Below are 15360 nucleotides of genomic sequence, written 5' to 3' on the forward strand. Positions count from 1 at the left end.
CGGCGCTCAGGTGACCCCGTAGAACTTCTCCGTCTCCGCGACGGCGGTCTGGAACCGCTCGTCGAAGTCGTCGCGAACGAGCGTCCGGACCACGTAGTCCTGGACGCTCATTCCCCTTTTCGCCGCATGGTCCCGGAGCCGCTCGAGCAGCTCCCCGTCTATCCGCAGGCTGAGCACGCTGGTCCCCATGGACCGAGGGTCGCTGGCGCATGCGGGGCGGCGTTCACTTTCCGCCGTCGACTCACTCGTACGGGTGATGATCGGGTTTCGGTGGCAGGTCTCACGGGAATCCGCGTGCGTGCCAGCTTGTTTAGCCAGGGTAATGAGTTACGCTAAGGAGATGCCGGACCTTACCCATGGCGACGACGCTGCCGCCGTGAACTCCCTTCGCTCCGCCGTGATGCGGCTGTCCCGTCGGCTCAAGCACCAGCGGGTCGACGAGTCGCTGAGCCCGACCGAGATGTCGGTGCTCGGCACCCTGTCCCTCTGTGGCAAGGCCACCCCGGGCGAGCTCGCCCGCAAGGAGCACGTCCAGCCGCCGTCGATGACCCGGATCGTGGCGCTGCTGGAGGCCAAGGGCCTGGTCCGCCTCGAACCGCACCCCGAGGACCGGCGCCAGAAGGTCGTCACCAAGACCGAACAGGCCGAGGCCATGCTGGCGGAGAGCCGCGCCAAGCGGAACGCCTTCCTGGCCACCCTGGTCGACGGCCTGGACGAGGACGAGTGGGCCAAACTGCGCGCCGCCGCCCCCGTGCTGGAGAAGCTCGCACACCTGTAAGCGCCCCTGAGGCGAACGAACAGTCAAAGAGGAGGCGAATCCTTTTGAGTACGGGATCCGGAGCAGACTCCAACCCCGCACCGACCACCCACGACTCCCTGTCCACCACCAAGCGCTCGTCCATGTTCAGCTCCCTGACCGTCCGGAACTACCGCCTCTTCTTCATGGGCCAGGTCGTCTCCAACGTCGGCACCTGGATGCAGCGCATCGCCCAGGACTGGCTGGTCCTCAGCCTCACCGGCTCCGCGACCGCCGTCGGCGTCACGACGGCCCTGCAGTTCCTGCCGATGCTGCTCTTCGGCCTCTACGGCGGCGTCCTCGTCGACCGACTCCCCAAGCGCGGCGCGCTCCTGGTCACCCAGTCCGCGATGGGCGCCACCGGCGTCGCACTCGCCGTCCTCACCCTGAGCGGGAACGTCCAGGTCTGGCACGTCTACCTCGCCGCCTTCGCCGTGGGTCTCGCGACCGTCGTCGACAACCCGGCCCGCCAGTCCTTCGTCTCCGAGATGGTCGGCCCCGACCAACTGCAGAACGCGGTCAGCCTGAACTCCGCGAACTTCCAGTCGGCCCGGCTCGTCGGCCCCGCCGTCGCGGGCGTCATGATCACCGGCGTCGGCACCGGCTGGGCGTTCCTCGCCAACGGCCTGTCCTTCGTCGCCCCCATCGCCGGGCTGCTGCTGATGCGCGCGCGTGACCTGTACGCCGTCGAGCGGGCCCCGCGCGGCAAGGGACAGCTGCGGGAGGGCCTGCAGTACGTGGCCGGGCGCCCCGAGCTGATCTGGACCATCGTCCTGGTCGGGTTCGTCAGCACCTTCGGCTTCAACTTCCCCGTGTACCTCTCGGCCTTCGCCGACGACGTCTTCCACGCCGGAGCGGGCTCCTACAGCCTCTTCAACACGCTGATGGCGGTCGGCTCCCTGGCGGGCGCCCTGCTCGCCGCCCGGCGCGGCACGGCCCGGATGCGGGTCCTGGTCGTGGGAGCGGTGGCCTTCGGCGCGCTGGAGATCGTGGCCGCGTTCGCCCCCTCCCTGTGGCTGTTCGCCCTGCTGATGGCACCGATCGGGATGTTCGGCATGACGGTCAACGTCACCGCCAACAGCAGCGTCCAGCTGAGCACCGACCCGGCCATGCGGGGCCGCGTGATGGCTCTCTACATGATGGTGTTCATGGGCGGCGCGCCGCTGGGCGCGCCGATCGCCGGCTGGATCACGGACGCGTACGGCGTCCGGGCGGGCCTCGCGGTGGGCGGCGCGATCGCCGCGGCGGCCGCCGTCACCATCGGCCTGGTCCTGGCCCGCGTCGGCAACCTGCGGCTGTCGGTGGGCTGGAACCGTGGTCATCCGCACGTGCGGTTCGTGCCGCGGGAGCGGGAGCAGTTGGCTGCGGCGGCCTGAGCGGGGTGTGCCTGCGGCGGCCTGTTCGGGTTCGGTGGGGGTGCGCGTCGCGCCTTGGGTTCGGGGGTGGGTCGGGGACGTGTCGGGGGGTGTCCGTCCTCGGAACGTCGCGGAATCGGTCGGTCATAGAGGTGCTCGTGTTGACGCGACAACCGCTGCGGGCGGGCACCCCCCGACACGTCCCCTTCCCGCCGTGGGCGGCTGCGGCTTTTCAGCCCGTCCGGCGTTTGAGGACGAGGCCCGTTCAGGGGCGAAATGGGGGTCTGGGGGCGGCAGCCCCCAGGGGCGGTCACTTCTGGCCTACCGAGTCGGGTGGTGGGTGGGCATAGGCCCCGGGGGCTGGGGGCGCAGCCCCCCGGTGCCTCCGCGGCTACAGCCTCCGGGCCAGTACCTGGCCCGGCCAGTTGTTCGTTGCCGTGTAGGTGTCCGTGCGGACGAAGCCGTTGGACTCGTAGTAGCGGACGAGTTTGCCGTCGGCGCCCGCGTAGCAGTCCACCCGCAGCAGCGAGACGCCCGCCCGGCGGGTCTCCTCGGCGGCGTGTGCGAGCAGGGCGCTGCCCGCGCCGTGGCCCTTGAAGCGGCGGTCGGAGGCGAGCCAGTGGATGTAGCGCTCGGGCTCGCCGGGCGGCGGGAGGTGGGACAGGTAGGCGCCGGGCGCGTCGGTGAGGGTGAGGGTGGCCGCCGGGACACCGCCGATCTCGGCCAGGTAGGCCGCGCCCTCGCCCATGTACCGGACGACCGACTCGACCACCTTCGGTTTCTGCGACAGGGGCTTGGTCCCCCACTGTTCGGTGCGCCCCTGCGCGACCAGCCATTCCGCACTGCTGTCCAGCATGCCGAGTATCGCGGGGACGTCGTCGGCCCCGCACTCCCTGATCCTGATCGTCTCCATCGCCTCATGGTGACAGGCTGGAGCGCATGAGACTCTTCGCCGCCGTGCTTCCCCCGGAGGATGTCGCCCACGAACTCGCCCTGGAAGTGGCCGAGTTGCGGAAACTTCCCGGCGCGGACGGCCTGCGGTGGACCGGCCGGCCCGGCTGGCACTTCACGCTCGCCTTCTACGGCGAGGTCGACGAGGACGTCGTACCGGAACTGTCCGCGCGGCTGGAACGGGCGGCCCACCGCACCGCCCCCTTCCCGCTCGCCGTGCGCGGCGGAGGGCAGTTCGGGCACGGACGCGCCCTGTGGGCCGGCGCCGAGGGCGACCTGCCCGCGCTGCGGCTGCTCGCCGACCGGGCGGAGGCGGCGGCGCGCAAGGCGGGCGTGGCGATGGGGGAGCACCGCCGGTACAAGGCCCACCTGACGGTCGCCCGCAGCCGGGAGGGCATCGACGTGCGGCCCTACCTGGAGACCCTGGAGCCTCTCAGGACCCGTACCTGGACGGTCGACGAGCTGGTGCTGGTGCGCAGCAACCTGCCGAGGTCGGGAGTCCCGGGAGAACAGCCGCGCTATGAGGCGGTCGCCGGTTGGCCGCTCGGGGCGGCCGGTTAGGCTCGAAGGCGTGGACCCGAAAACCCGGAACCGGATCATGGCCGGTGCGCTTGTGTTGATGTTCGTCGTGGTGGCGCTGGCGGCGGCCGTCGGCAGGTAACGAGGACCGGTCCGGCCGGCGCCGGCAGGCGCCGGCCGGATGGCTCACCAGGCGAACGCCTCCGGCGACGGTCCCGGACCCGGGAAGATGTCGTCCAGGCCGGCCAGCAGTTCCTCGTCGAGCTCCAGCTCGACCGCGCGCACCGCGGAGTCGAGCTGCTCGGCGGTGCGCGGGCCGACGATCGGGCCCGTCACACCGGGCCGGGTGAGCAGCCAGGCCAGGGCGGCCTCGCCGGGCTCGATCCCGTGCTTCTCGAGCAGGTCCTCGTACGCCTGGAGCTGCGCGCGTACGGCGGGGTTCGCGAGCGAGTCGGCCGCCCGACCGGAGGCACGCCGGCCGCCCTCGACCTCCTTCTTGATCACGCCGCCGAGCAGGCCGCCCTGCAGCGGGGACCAGGGGATGATCCCGACGCCGTACTCCCGCGCGGCCGGGATGACCTCCATCTCGGCGCGGCGCTCGACGAGGTTGTAGAGGCACTGCTCGCTGACGAGGCCGATCGTGCCGGAGCGGCGGGCGGCGATCTCGTTGGCCTGGGCGATCTTGTATCCGGGGAAGTTGGAGGACCCGACGTAGAGGATCTTGCCCTGCTGGACGAGGGTGTCGATCGCCTGCCAGATCTCCTCGAAGGGCGTGGCCCGGTCGACGTGGTGGAACTGGTAGAGGTCGATGTGGTCGGTCCGCAGCCGCTTCAGGCTGGCGTCGACCGCGCGCCGGATGTTGAGGGCGGAGAGCTTGTCGTGGTTCGGCCAGGCGTCGCCGTCGGCGGCCATGTTGCCGTACATCTTGGTGGCGATGACGACCTTGTCGCGGTGGGCGGCGCTCTTGGCGAACCAGTTGCCGATGATCTCCTCGGTACGGCCCTTGTTCTCGCCCCACCCGTAGACGTTCGCCGTGTCGAAGAAGTTGATGCCGGCGTCCAGCGCCGCGTCCATGATCGCGTGACTGTCCGCCTCGTCGGTCTGCGGACCGAAGTTCATGGTGCCGAGCACCAGGCGGCTGACCTTGAGTCCCGTGCGTCCGAGCTGCGTGTACTTCATGGTCCTCAAGCCAACGACGTGGAGTGTGCTCTATGCAAGCTCAGCAGTCCTCGTAGGGCCGGCCGAGGCCCCAGCCCTGGTGCATCGCGTCGGCGAAGGCGGCGGCGATCTTGTGTTCGCCTCGGGCGTTGGGGTGCGTGCCGTCGTAGGTGTCGAGGTCGATGTCGTACGACGGCGGGGTGGAGGCGAGGAGCAGCGGGGAGCGGGGCTCGTCGAGGTCGGCGGCCGTCTTGGCCAGGAGCTCGTTGAAGCGGTCGACCTGGGTGGCGAAGGGGGCGTCCGAGCGGGCCCGGACGTTCGGGATCACCGGCAGCAGGACCATCCGCACCCGCGGGTCGGCCGCGCGGGCCCCGGCGATGAAGGCGCGGGCGTTGTCGGCGGTCTGTTCGGCGTTCGTGTAGAAGCCCAGGTCGATCAGGCCGAGGGAGACCAGGAGGATGTCGGCCCGGTTGCCGCGCACCGCCTCGCCGATCAGCGGCGCCATGTGCAGCCAGCCCTCGCCCCAGCCGGCCAGGTGGGCACGCGGGAAGTCGGGCTCGGCGTACGCGTACGAGGTGGGGGCGTCCGCCACCTTGTCGTACAGCGTCTCGCGGGGTCCGACCAGGGTGAACGGACCGCCGTACGTCGTGCACAGGTGCCGCCACAGCCGGTGCCGCCAGGTGTGTTCACCGGTGCTTCCGATGGTCATCGAGTCGCCGACCGGCATGATCCTGAGCATCCGCTCATGATGGACGATCACGGGGGCGGGTGGGGTGTGAAGCCCGCCACCCGTCCGCGAACGCCGGGCCGGGATGGCAGGCTTGGGGGATGCGTCGCTCTCTCGGGTTCCTGGCCGCGGGTCTTCTCGTCGGCGTGCTCGCCGTGCCCTCGGCAGCCGCTGACGGCGACCAGGGGTTCTCCATCACCGACCCCCGGATCACCGAGTCGAGCGGGCTGGCCGCCTCGCGGCAGCATCCCGGCGTCTACTGGACGCACAACGACAGCGACGACGGGCCGTACCTCTACGCCGTCGACAGCGCCACCGGCAAGACCGTCGCCACCGTCACCCTCACCGGCGTGGGCACCCCCCGGGACGTCGAGGCGATCTCCATAGGCCCCGACAACCAGATCTACGTCGGGGACATCGGGGACAACGACGGGGTCACCTGGTCCTATGTGTGGATCTACCGGCTGGCCGAGCCCAAGGTGCTGAAGGACCAGACGATCCGGGCCACCCAGTACGTGGTGAAGTACGAGGACGGTTCCCGCGACGCGGAGTCCCTCGTCGTGGACCCCGACACCGGGCGGACGTACATCATCGACAAGAACGAGGAAGGCGGACACCTCTACGAGGGGCCCGCCGACCTCTCCGCCTCCGGCACCAACGTCTTCCGGCGGGCCGGTGCCGTCGATATGTGGGCCACCGACGCGGCCCTCTCGCCGGACGGCGAACAGCTCGCCGTGCGCGGCTACTTCGGTGGTGTCTGGTACGACTGGAACGGCGGGAAGATCAAGCGCGGGGGGCGGCTGAGCGTGCCCCTGCAGGGGCAGGGCGAGTCGGTCAGCTACTCCGCCGACGGTACGAAGCTGATGTACGGCAGCGAGGGCGCCGACAGCCCGGTGACGGCCGAGGACGTGCCCGGCGGTGGGTCCGACTCGGCGTCGGGGCAGGGGAGTTCGGGTTCCTCGGACTCCTCGGACACCGGGGCCGGCTCCGAGGGCAACCTCAAGGTCGGTGCCCTGGCCGTGGTGGTGGCCTGCGCCGCCCTGTTCGGGTTCCGGCGGCTGCGCCGCAGGCGCTGAGGCCGCAGGCGCTGAGGCCGGGGGCGGCCGGCGCGTACCCGCGTGGGGAGCGGGTGTGGGGAGCAGGGGTGGCGCCGGTGGGTTTCCGGCGGCCGGGGCGCGGGCGCTGAGGCCGTGGGGGCGGCCGGCGCGTCCCCGTCTGCGCGGCGGATGTGTCGCGTCGAGCGGGGTGACGCCGGTCAGGTCTGTGCGTGGCGTTGTGACACGAGGACCTCGAGGCCGTCCAGGATCCGTTGCAGCCCGAACTCGAAGTGGTCGAAGTCGGGGCCGAAGGTGTCCTCGGAGAGCCCGGCCAGCAGGGGGTAGCGGCCCGACGTCATGATCTTCTCCAGCGTGGGTGCCTGGGCCGCCCAGAACTCCGCGTCCGTGAGGCCCGTGCGGCGCTCCGCCTCCTCCTGGTGCACCTGGGTGCGTGCGGCGCCGACGACATAGCCGTCGATCAGGATGATCGCCGAGACCAGTTCGGGGTCGCGCAGCCCCATCGGCTTGATCCGGGTCAGCACCTTCTCCATGCCGTCGATGGCACTGGGGCCGAGCAGCGGGCGGGACTGGTTGACCTGGAGCAGCCAGGGGTGGCGTCGGTAGAGGGCGAGGGTGGCGCGGGCCAGGGCCTCCAGGGCGGCGCGCCAGCCCTCGTCGCCGAGGTCGGCGGGGTTGTCGGAGGGCCGCTGGACGCGGTCCAGCATCAGGTCGAGCAGCTCTGCCTTGCCGGGCACGTACCGGTACAGGGACATGGTGCCGGTGCCGAGCTCGGTGGCGATCCGGCGCATGGACACCGACTCAAGCCCGTCCTCGTCCGCGACCCGGACCGCGGTGTCCACGATGCGGTCCAGGGTCAGGGCGGGTTTGGGGCCGCGGCTGGGGCGTCTTCCGGTGTCCCACAGCAGTTCGAGCGTGCGCGCGATGTCGCCGCTGCCGCTGGTGTCCGTACTGCCCTTGCCGCTCGTCATGGGACTCAGCTTAGGTCCTCGGAAAAAAACTGAGTACGGCGTACTCTAAATCGGGTACGGTGTACTCAGTTACCGAGAAGGGGGACCCATGACTGACGGATACGCGGTGCGGGCCGAGGCCCTGGAGAAGCGCTACGGCGAGAAACGCGCCCTCGACGGTTTCGATCTGACCGTCCGCGAGGGCACCGTGCACGGCCTGCTCGGGCCGAACGGCGCCGGCAAGACCACCGCGGTCCGCATCCTGTCCACGCTGCTCCGGCTGGACGGCGGGCACGCGACGGTGGCCGGTCTCGACGTGGTCCGCCACTCGGGCGAGGTCCGCGCCCGGATCGGACTCACCGGGCAGTACGCGGCGGTGGACGAGGTGCTCACCGGCCGGCAGAACCTGGAGATGTTCGGCCGCCTGTTCCACCTGGGCGGCAGGCGGGCCAGACTGCGGGCCGTCGAACTCCTCGACCAGTTCGACCTGACCGACGCCGCCGACAAGGGCGTTGGCAAGTACAGCGGTGGCATGCGGCGCCGGCTCGACCTCGCCGCCTCGATGATCCTGGCGCCTGCCGTCCTCTTCCTCGACGAGCCGACGACGGGACTCGACCCCCGAAGCCGCGGCGAGGTCTGGGAGTCCGTGCGGGCGTTGGTGGCGGGCGGCACCACCGTGCTGCTGACCACGCAGTACCTGGAAGAGGCGGACAAGCTGGCCTCCCATATCACCGTCATCGACCAGGGGCGGGCCATCGCCGACGACACCCCGGACGGGCTGAAGAACCGGATCGGCGGCGACCGTATCGAGGTGGTGGTCGCCGAGCGGTCCGACATCGCGCGGGTGGTGAAGGTCGTCGCCCGGGTCTCGGACGGCGAACCCGAGTCGGACGAGACGGAGTTGCGCGTCCACGCCCCCGTCGCCGACCGGGTCGCCGCTCTCACCGACGTGGCGCGCACGCTCCAGGACGAGGGCGTGCGGGTCGAGGACATCGGGCTGCGCAGGCCGAGCCTCGACGACGTCTTCCTGCGCCTGACCGGACACCGTACGGACGTGTCGGAACCGAAGGAGGCCGCCGCATGAGCGCCGTGGACCTGACCGGCCAGGACTCGCGTGGCCGCGTGTACTGGCTGCTCGCCGACGTGTGGAACATCGTCCGCCGCGGCCTGACCCACTACCAGCGCCAGCCCGTCAACATCGCCTGGCAGCTGGGCTTCCCGATCCTGTCGGTCCTGCTGTACGGCTATGTCTTCGGCAGTGCGATGAAGGTGCCCGGCGGAGGGGACTACAAGGACTTCCTGATGCCCGGGATGTTCGTGATGACGATGGCCTTCGGCTTCATCAACACCGCCACCCTCGTCGTCTACGACTCCACCAAGGGGGTCATCGACCGGTTCCGTTCCATGCCGATGGCCTCGTCCGCGGTGGTCGCCGGGCGGGGGATCACCGATCTGATCGCCGCCTGCGCGGAGTTGGCGATCATGATGCTGACGGCGGTCGCGATGGGCTGGCGGCCGGACGGCGGGCTCGGCTTCCTCGCCGCGTTCGGACTGCTGCTGTGGCTGCGGTTCGCGCTGATCTGGATCGGGGTGTGGCTGGGCCTCATGGTCCCCAACCCGGAGGCGGCGGGCGGGCTGTTCGCGGTCGCCTTCCCGCTGACGATGATCTCCAGCATCTTCGTCGCGCCCCAGCTGATGCCCGACTGGCTCGGCACGGTGGCCGCCTGGAACCCGATCTCGTCCACGGCGGCGGCCACCCGCGAGCTGTTCGGCACACCGGTCGGCGGTGGCGACTCCTGGGTGGAGCAGCACTCACTGCTGATGGCCGGCGTGTGGCCGGTGGTGCTGACGGCGATCTTCCTGCCGCTGGCGGTGCGGAGGTTCCGGAAGCTGAGCCGATAGCGTCGCGTGTCTTGACGTGTCCATGCGACCTGACTTCCATGGGAGGTGCGGGGAGTGGGAGCGCTCCCACTGGATTCCGGGCCCGCGCCTCCCGAGAGGAAGCAGCGACATGTTCCGCACCTTGCGAAGAGCGCTGTGCGCGGCCGCCGCGGCGCTCCTGCTGCCCCTGTTGCCGATGACCGGCGCCCAGCCGGCCCACGCGGCGGAGCCCGGCGCCGGCTACTGGCACACCAACGGCCGTCAGATCCTGGACGCGGCGGGCCAGTCGGTCCGGATCGCCGGGATCAACTGGTTCGGCTTCGAGACCTCCAACAACGTCACCCACGGCCTCTGGGCCCGCGACTACAAGAGCATGATCGACCAAATGAGGTCGCTGGGTTACAACACCGTCCGCATCCCGTTCAGCGACGACATCTTCAAGAGCTCCACGGTCCCCAACAGCATCGACTTCTCGGGCGGCAAGAACGCCGACCTGCGGGGGCTGAACTCCCTCCAGATACTGGACAAGATCGTCTCGTACGCCGGTCAGGGCGGCCTGAAGATCGTCCTCGACCGGCATCGCCCGGACGCGGCCGGCCAGTCGGCACTCTGGTACACCGCGGCGGTCCCCGAGTCGACCTGGATCACCAACCTCAAGGCCCTGGCCACCCGCTACAAGGGCAACCCCACCGTCATCGGCATCGACCTGCACAACGAGCCCCACGACCCCGCCTGCTGGGGCTGCGGCGACACCACGAGGGACTGGCGGCTGGCCGCCGAGCGGGCCGGCAACGCCGTGCTCTCCGTCAACCCCGAGCTGCTGATCTTCGTCGAGGGCGTGCAGACCTTCAACGGCGTCTCCGGCTGGTGGGGCGGCAACCTGATGGGCGTCGCCGAGTACCCCGTACGCCTCGACGTGCCGAACCGGATCGTGTACTCGGCCCACGACTACGCCACCAGCGTGGCCCAGCAGAGCTGGTTCAGCGACCCGTCCTTCCCGGACAACATGCCGGGGATCTGGGACAGGTACTGGGGCTACATCTTCAAGCAGAACATCGCGCCGGTGTGGGTCGGCGAGTTCGGCACCACCCTCCAGTCCACCGTGGACCAGAAGTGGCTGGCCGCACTCGTGAGTTACCTGCGGCCCACGTCGACGTACGGCAACGACTCCTTCCACTGGACCTTCTGGTCCTGGAACCCCAACTCCGGTGACACCGGAGGGATCCTGAAGGACGACTGGCAGTCCGTGGACACGGTGAAGGACGGATACCTGACGAGCGTCAAGGCGCCGGGATTCCCGGCCGGGGGAGGCGGTCCTTCCGACCCCACCGACCCCGGCGGGGGCACGGCCGCCTGCACCGCCGCCTACACCGTCAGCAGCGACTGGGGCAGCGGCTTCAACGCCGAGGTGAAGGTGACCAACTCGGGCACGACCCCGCTCACGTCCTGGAAGGTGACGTGGAGCTGGCCGGGCGCCCAGAAGGTCACCAGCATGTGGAACGCCACGTACACGCAGAGCGGGGCGAGCGTGACCGCCGCGAACGCCGCTCACAACGGGGCGGTCGCGGTGGGCGGCTCCGCGAGCCTCGGGTTCGGCGGCGCGCCCGGGGGCGGGGGTGTGCCGGCGGTGACGTGCACGGCCACGTGACCCGTTCGGCGGCCTGATCGGTGGCCGCACGAGATGAGGGCGCCCGGCGTTCGCCGGGCGCCCTCATCCTCGTACCGGAACGGTCAGAGCTTCTCGATCACGTAGTCGACGCACTTCGTCAGCGCCTCGACGTCCGCCGGGTCGATCGCCGGGAACATGGCGACGCGCAGCTGGTTGCGGCCGAGCTTGCGGTAGGGCTCGGTGTCGACGACGCCGTTGGCGCGCAGCACCTTGGCGACGGCGGCGGCGTCGATCTCGTCCGAGAAGTCGATCGTGCCGATGACCTGCGAACGCCTGGCCGGGTCGGTGACGAACGGGGTCGCGTACTTGGACTCGTCCGCCCAGCCGTACAGGCGGGTCGAGGAGTCCTTCGTCCGGCCCGTGGACCAGGCCAGGCCGCCCTGGCCGTTGATCCACTCCAGCTGGTCGTTCAGCAGGAAGAGGGTCGCGAGGGCCGGGGTGTTGTACGTCTGGTTCTTGCGGGAGTTGTCGATCGCCGTCGGCAGGCTGAAGAACTCCGGGACGTGACGGCCGGACGCGTGGATCCGCTCGGCGCGCTCGATCGCCGCCGGGGAGAACACGCCGATCCACAGGCCGCCGTCGGAGGCGAAGGACTTCTGCGGGGCGAAGTAGTAGACGTCGGTCTCGGCGATGTCGACCGGGAGGCCGCCCGCGCCGGAGGTGGCGTCCACCAGGACGAGGGAGCCCTCGTCGGCGCCGTGTACCCGCTTGATCGGGGCGGCGACACCGGTGGAGGTCTCGTTGTGGGTGAAGGCGTACACGTCGACGCCCGCCTCGGCCCGCGGATCCGGGTGGGTGCCCGGGTCGGAGGAGATGACGGTGGGCTCGGCGAGCCAGGGGGCGAGCTTGGACGCCTTGGCGAACTTGGAGGAGAACTCGCCGAAGTTGAGGTGCTGCGACTTGTTCTCGATCAGGCCGTGGGTCGCGACGTCCCAGAAGGCGGTGGAGCCGCCGTTGCCGAGGACCACCTCGTAGCCCTCGGGGAGCTGGAACAGCTCGGAGATGCCCTCGCGGACCTTGCCGACCAGGTTCTTGACCGGTGCCTGGCGGTGAGAGGTGCCCATGAGGGACGTACCGGTGGAGGCGAGTGCGTCCAGCGCCTCCGTCCGCACCTTGGAGGGTCCCGCGCCGAAACGTCCGTCCGCGGGCTTGATGTCAGAAGGAATCTGGATCTCAGCCACGGAAGGGAGCGTAGCCGCTGGGGGAAACCTGGTCGAAACGAAGTCCGTCGGCTGAGACGGCGTTTTGGTTTGCTGGACGCATGACAGATCTAGAGGCCGGGCTGCGCGCGGTCGTCCGGGGTGAGGTCGGTTTCGACGTCACCTCCCGGGCGCTGGTCACCATGGACGCCTCCAACTACCGGCGGGTCCCGCTGGGCGTGGTCGCCCCGCGGGACGCCGACGACGTGGCGGCGGCGCTGGCGGTGTGCCGGGAGCACGGTGTGCCCGTGGTGGCACGCGGCGGCGGAACGTCGATCGCCGGGCAGGCGACGGGGACGGGCGTGGTCCTGGACTTCACCCGGCACATGAACCGGCTGCTGTCCCTCGACCCCGCCGCGGGCACCGCGGTCGTGCAGCCCGGGCTGGTCCTCGACCGGCTCCAGGAGGCCGCCGCCCCGCACGGACTGCGCTTCGGACCCGACCCCTCCACCCACAGCCGCTGCACGCTCGGCGGAATGATCGGCAACAACTCGTGCGGCTCCCACTCGGTGGCGTGGGGGACGACGGCGGACAGCGTCCGGGAGCTGTCGGTGGTCACCGCGCGCGGTGACCGGCTGCGGCTCGGGCAGGAGTGGGCCGGGGCGCCGGAGGGGCTGCGGGCGCTGGTTGAGGGGGACCTGGCGCGGTTGCGCACCGGCTTCCCCGAGCTGCCCCGCCGTATCTCCGGCTACGCCCTGGACGCGCTGCTGCCCGAGAAGGGCGCCGACGTCGCCCGGTCCTTCTGCGGCTCGGAGGGCACGCTGGGCATCCTGACGGAGGCGGTCGTACGGCTGGTCGAGGCCCCGCGCGCGCGTGCCCTGGCCGTGCTCGCCTACGCCGACGAGAGCGCGGCCGCGGAGGCGGCGGCGGGCCTGCTGCCGTTCGGGCCGCTGACCGTGGAGGGCATGGCGGCGGACCTGGTGCCGACGGACGCTGACCTGCCGCGCGGCGGGGCCTGGCTGTTCGTGGAGACCGGCGGGGCGACGGAGGCGGAGGCACGCGCGCGTGCGGAGACGATCGTGCGCGCGGCCGACGTCCTGGACGCCCTGGTCGTGACGGACCCGGCCGGACAGCGCGCCCTGTGGCGCGTCCGGGAGGACGCGAGCGGCACGGCGACCCGGATGCCGGACGGCTCCGAGGCGTGGCCCGGCTGGGAGGACTGCGCGGTGCCGCCGGCCCGGCTGGGCGCGTACCTGCGCGACTTCAGAGGGCTCCTCGGGTCGCACGGGCTGCGCGGCACGCCGTACGGGCACTTCGGCGACGGCTGCATCCACGTCCGTATCGACTTCGACCTGCTGACGGACCCGGGTGTGGCCCGCTTCCGCCGCTTCTCGGAGGACCTCGCCGACCTGGTCGTCGCCCACGGCGGCTCGCTGTCCGGCGAACACGGCGACGGACAGGCCCGGGCGGAGCTGCTGCCGCGCATGTACGGCGGTGAGCTGGTGGGGCTGTTCGAGCGGGCGAAGGCGGTCTGGGACCCTGACGACCTGCTCAACCCGGGCATGCTGGTCCGCCCGGCCCCGCTGGACACCAACCTCCGCTTCTCCGTGCTCCCCCGCGGCGGCCCGGTCGACGTGGCCTTCGGCTACCCGACGGACGGCGGCGACTTCTCGGCGGCCGTGCGCCGGTGTGTCGGGGTCGCGAAGTGCCGCACAACCCCGGCGTCGGGCTCCGCCGTCATGTGCCCGTCCTTCCGGGCGACCGGAGAGGAGGAACACTCCACGCGCGGGCGTGCCCGGCTGCTGCACGAGATGCTCGCGGGCGAGCTGGTGACGGACGGCTGGCGGTCGACGGAGGTCCGGGACGCCCTCGACCTGTGTCTGTCCTGCAAGGGCTGCCGCTCCGACTGTCCGGTCGGGGTCGACATGGCCACGTACAAGGCGGAGTTCCTCCACCACCACTACGCGGGGCGGCGGCGTCCGGCGGCCCACTACAGCATGGGTCTGCTTCCGGTGTGGCTGCGCGCGGTGGCCCGGCTGCGGGCGGGGGCGGCGGTCAACGCGCTCGTCTCGCTGCGGCCGCTCGCCCGGGCGGCGAAACGGCTGGGCGGGATCGCGGCGGAGCGTCGTATCCCCCGGCTGGCGACGGAGCCGTTCAGCCGGTGGTGGAGGCGGCGGCGCACGTCCCCCTCCGGCAGCGGCGCGCTGGTCGTGCTGTGGCCCGACACCTTCACCGAGTACCTGTCGCCGTCCGTGGGCCGGGCGGCCGTACGCGTGCTGGAGGCGGCGGGCCTGCGGGTGGCGCTCCCGCCGACGCTGCGGCTGCCGGGGCCGCGGATCGCCGACGGCACCTCGGCCGTCGTGAACCCCCTCACGCTCCTCGGGGGCCGCGGGCGGGTCTGCTGCGGCCTGACCTACGTCTCCACCGGCCAACTGGACCGCGCCCGTACGGTCCTGCGCCGCACCCTCGACCTCATGGCCCCGGTGCTGGCGGGGGACACCCCGGTCGTCGTCCTGGAACCCAGCTGCGCCGCCGCCCTCCGCACCGACCTCCCGGAGCTCCTGCACGACGACCCGCGCGCCCGCCTCCTCGCCGACCGGGTCCTCACCTTCGCCGAGGCGCTGGAACGCCTGGCCCCTGACTGGACCCCGCCCGTGCTCGACCGCCCGGTCGTCGGCCAGACCCACTGTCACCAGCACGCGGTGCTCGGCGACACGGCCGATCGCCGACTGCGTTCCGTGGCCGGCCTCTTCGGCGAACTGGCCGGCGGCTGCTGCGGCCTCGCCGGTGACTTCGGCTTCGAGAAGGGCCACTTCGAGGTGTCGGCCGCCTGCGCGGAGGAGCAACTCCTCCCGGCGGTACGGGAGGCGGAGGCGGGCGACGGGACGACGGTGGTCCTGGCGGACGGCTTCTCCTGCCGGACGCAGCTGGAGCAGCTGGCGGGGGTGCGGGGGTGGCATGTGGCGGAGGTACTGGCGGCGGGGCTGGACGAGGACGGGCCGCGGGAGCGCGGCCTGGAGAAGCGTGGGCCGCAGGAGCGCGGGTGAGGGGAACCCAGGTGATCGGAGGGAGGGCGAGGGAGATCCCGGCGTGACCGGCGCGTGCCGGTGGGCGGGGGCGCGGAAGTTCGTAGTCTGCAGACCCCCGCCAGCGTCAAGGA

14 protein-coding genes are annotated in these 15360 nt (G+C 71.4%); 8 read left to right on the forward strand and 6 right to left on the reverse strand.

The genetic code is table 11. From position 1 onward, the window contains the following. Nucleotides 1–6: 6 nt before the first annotated feature. Entirely contained in the window at nucleotides 7–189 is a 183-nt protein-coding gene (locus AQJ84_RS19220; protein WP_030043599.1) for a hypothetical protein, read from the reverse strand. A 151-nt stretch (nucleotides 190–340) separates the two neighbouring features. Between AQJ84_RS19220 and AQJ84_RS19225 the strand changes: the two genes are divergently transcribed. Further along, nucleotides 341–778, forward strand: a complete 438-nt coding sequence (locus tag AQJ84_RS19225) for a MarR family winged helix-turn-helix transcriptional regulator (protein WP_030043600.1) — start codon at nucleotides 341–343, stop codon at nucleotides 776–778. A 122-nt stretch (nucleotides 779–900) separates the two neighbouring features. Next, entirely contained in the window at nucleotides 901–2172 is a 1272-nt protein-coding gene (locus AQJ84_RS19230) for an MFS transporter (RefSeq protein ID WP_053191871.1), read from the forward strand. Nucleotides 2173–2542: 370 nt separating this feature from the next. Here AQJ84_RS19230 and AQJ84_RS19235 read toward each other — a convergent pair whose 3' ends face one another. After that, complete coding sequence (locus AQJ84_RS19235; protein ID WP_053191075.1) at nucleotides 2543–3064, reverse strand: GNAT family N-acetyltransferase; 522 nt, start codon at nucleotides 3062–3064, stop codon at nucleotides 2543–2545. Nucleotides 3065–3090: 26 nt separating this feature from the next. Here AQJ84_RS19235 and thpR point away from each other — a divergent pair, with 26 nt between their 5' ends. Further along, a complete protein-coding gene (gene thpR / locus AQJ84_RS19240; RefSeq protein ID WP_030042524.1) occupies nucleotides 3091–3663 on the forward strand; it encodes an RNA 2',3'-cyclic phosphodiesterase in 573 nt (190 codons plus the stop codon). A 144-nt stretch (nucleotides 3664–3807) separates the two neighbouring features. Here thpR and AQJ84_RS19245 read toward each other — a convergent pair whose 3' ends face one another. Together AQJ84_RS19245 and AQJ84_RS19250 are read right to left on the reverse strand one after the other, a co-directional pair. Beyond that, nucleotides 3808–4800, reverse strand: coding sequence for an aldo/keto reductase (locus AQJ84_RS19245; protein ID WP_030042523.1), 993 nt, complete (start codon nucleotides 4798–4800; stop codon nucleotides 3808–3810). A gap of 40 nt (nucleotides 4801–4840) precedes the next feature. After that, a complete protein-coding gene (locus AQJ84_RS19250) occupies nucleotides 4841–5518 on the reverse strand; it encodes an SGNH/GDSL hydrolase family protein (RefSeq protein ID WP_053191078.1) in 678 nt (225 codons plus the stop codon). 89 nt (nucleotides 5519–5607) lie between these two features. Here AQJ84_RS19250 and AQJ84_RS19255 point away from each other — a divergent pair, with 89 nt between their 5' ends. Then, a complete protein-coding gene (locus AQJ84_RS19255; RefSeq protein ID WP_053191080.1) occupies nucleotides 5608–6582 on the forward strand; it encodes a hypothetical protein in 975 nt (324 codons plus the stop codon). 179 nt (nucleotides 6583–6761) lie between these two features. Here AQJ84_RS19255 and AQJ84_RS19260 read toward each other — a convergent pair whose 3' ends face one another. Beyond that, on the reverse strand, nucleotides 6762–7532 hold the full coding sequence (locus tag AQJ84_RS19260; RefSeq protein ID WP_030042521.1) for a TetR/AcrR family transcriptional regulator: 771 nt from the start codon (nucleotides 7530–7532) through the stop codon (nucleotides 6762–6764). A gap of 88 nt (nucleotides 7533–7620) precedes the next feature. Here AQJ84_RS19260 and AQJ84_RS19265 point away from each other — a divergent pair, with 88 nt between their 5' ends. The 3 genes from AQJ84_RS19265 to AQJ84_RS19275 all read left to right on the forward strand — a co-directional run bounded on the left by AQJ84_RS19265 (nucleotide 7621) and on the right by AQJ84_RS19275 (nucleotide 11040). Next, nucleotides 7621–8595, forward strand: coding sequence for an ATP-binding cassette domain-containing protein (locus AQJ84_RS19265; RefSeq protein WP_053191082.1), 975 nt, complete (start codon nucleotides 7621–7623; stop codon nucleotides 8593–8595). After that, nucleotides 8592–9413, forward strand: coding sequence for an ABC transporter permease (locus tag AQJ84_RS19270; RefSeq protein ID WP_030042520.1), 822 nt, complete (start codon nucleotides 8592–8594; stop codon nucleotides 9411–9413). Before AQJ84_RS19265 ends, AQJ84_RS19270 begins: the two co-directional genes overlap by 4 nt. Nucleotides 9414–9522: 109 nt before the next feature. Further along, complete coding sequence (locus AQJ84_RS19275; RefSeq protein ID WP_053191084.1) at nucleotides 9523–11040, forward strand: cellulase family glycosylhydrolase; 1518 nt, start codon at nucleotides 9523–9525, stop codon at nucleotides 11038–11040. Nucleotides 11041–11123: 83 nt separating this feature from the next. On the opposite strand, the gene serC is transcribed toward AQJ84_RS19275, so the two are convergent. Continuing rightward, on the reverse strand, nucleotides 11124–12242 hold the full coding sequence (gene serC, locus AQJ84_RS19280; protein ID WP_030042517.1) for a phosphoserine transaminase: 1119 nt from the start codon (nucleotides 12240–12242) through the stop codon (nucleotides 11124–11126). Nucleotides 12243–12322: 80 nt separating this feature from the next. On the opposite strand from serC, the gene AQJ84_RS19285 reads away from it, so the two are divergent. Beyond that, nucleotides 12323–15247 carry an FAD-binding and (Fe-S)-binding domain-containing protein gene (locus AQJ84_RS19285; protein WP_053191086.1) on the forward strand — a complete coding sequence of 975 codons (2925 nt, stop codon included), beginning with the start codon at nucleotides 12323–12325 and terminating at the stop codon, nucleotides 15245–15247. Nucleotides 15248–15360: the final 113 nt, after the last annotated feature.

The organism is Streptomyces resistomycificus (assembly GCF_001514265.1).
Classification (GTDB): Bacteria; Actinomycetota; Actinomycetes; order Streptomycetales; family Streptomycetaceae; genus Streptomyces; species Streptomyces resistomycificus.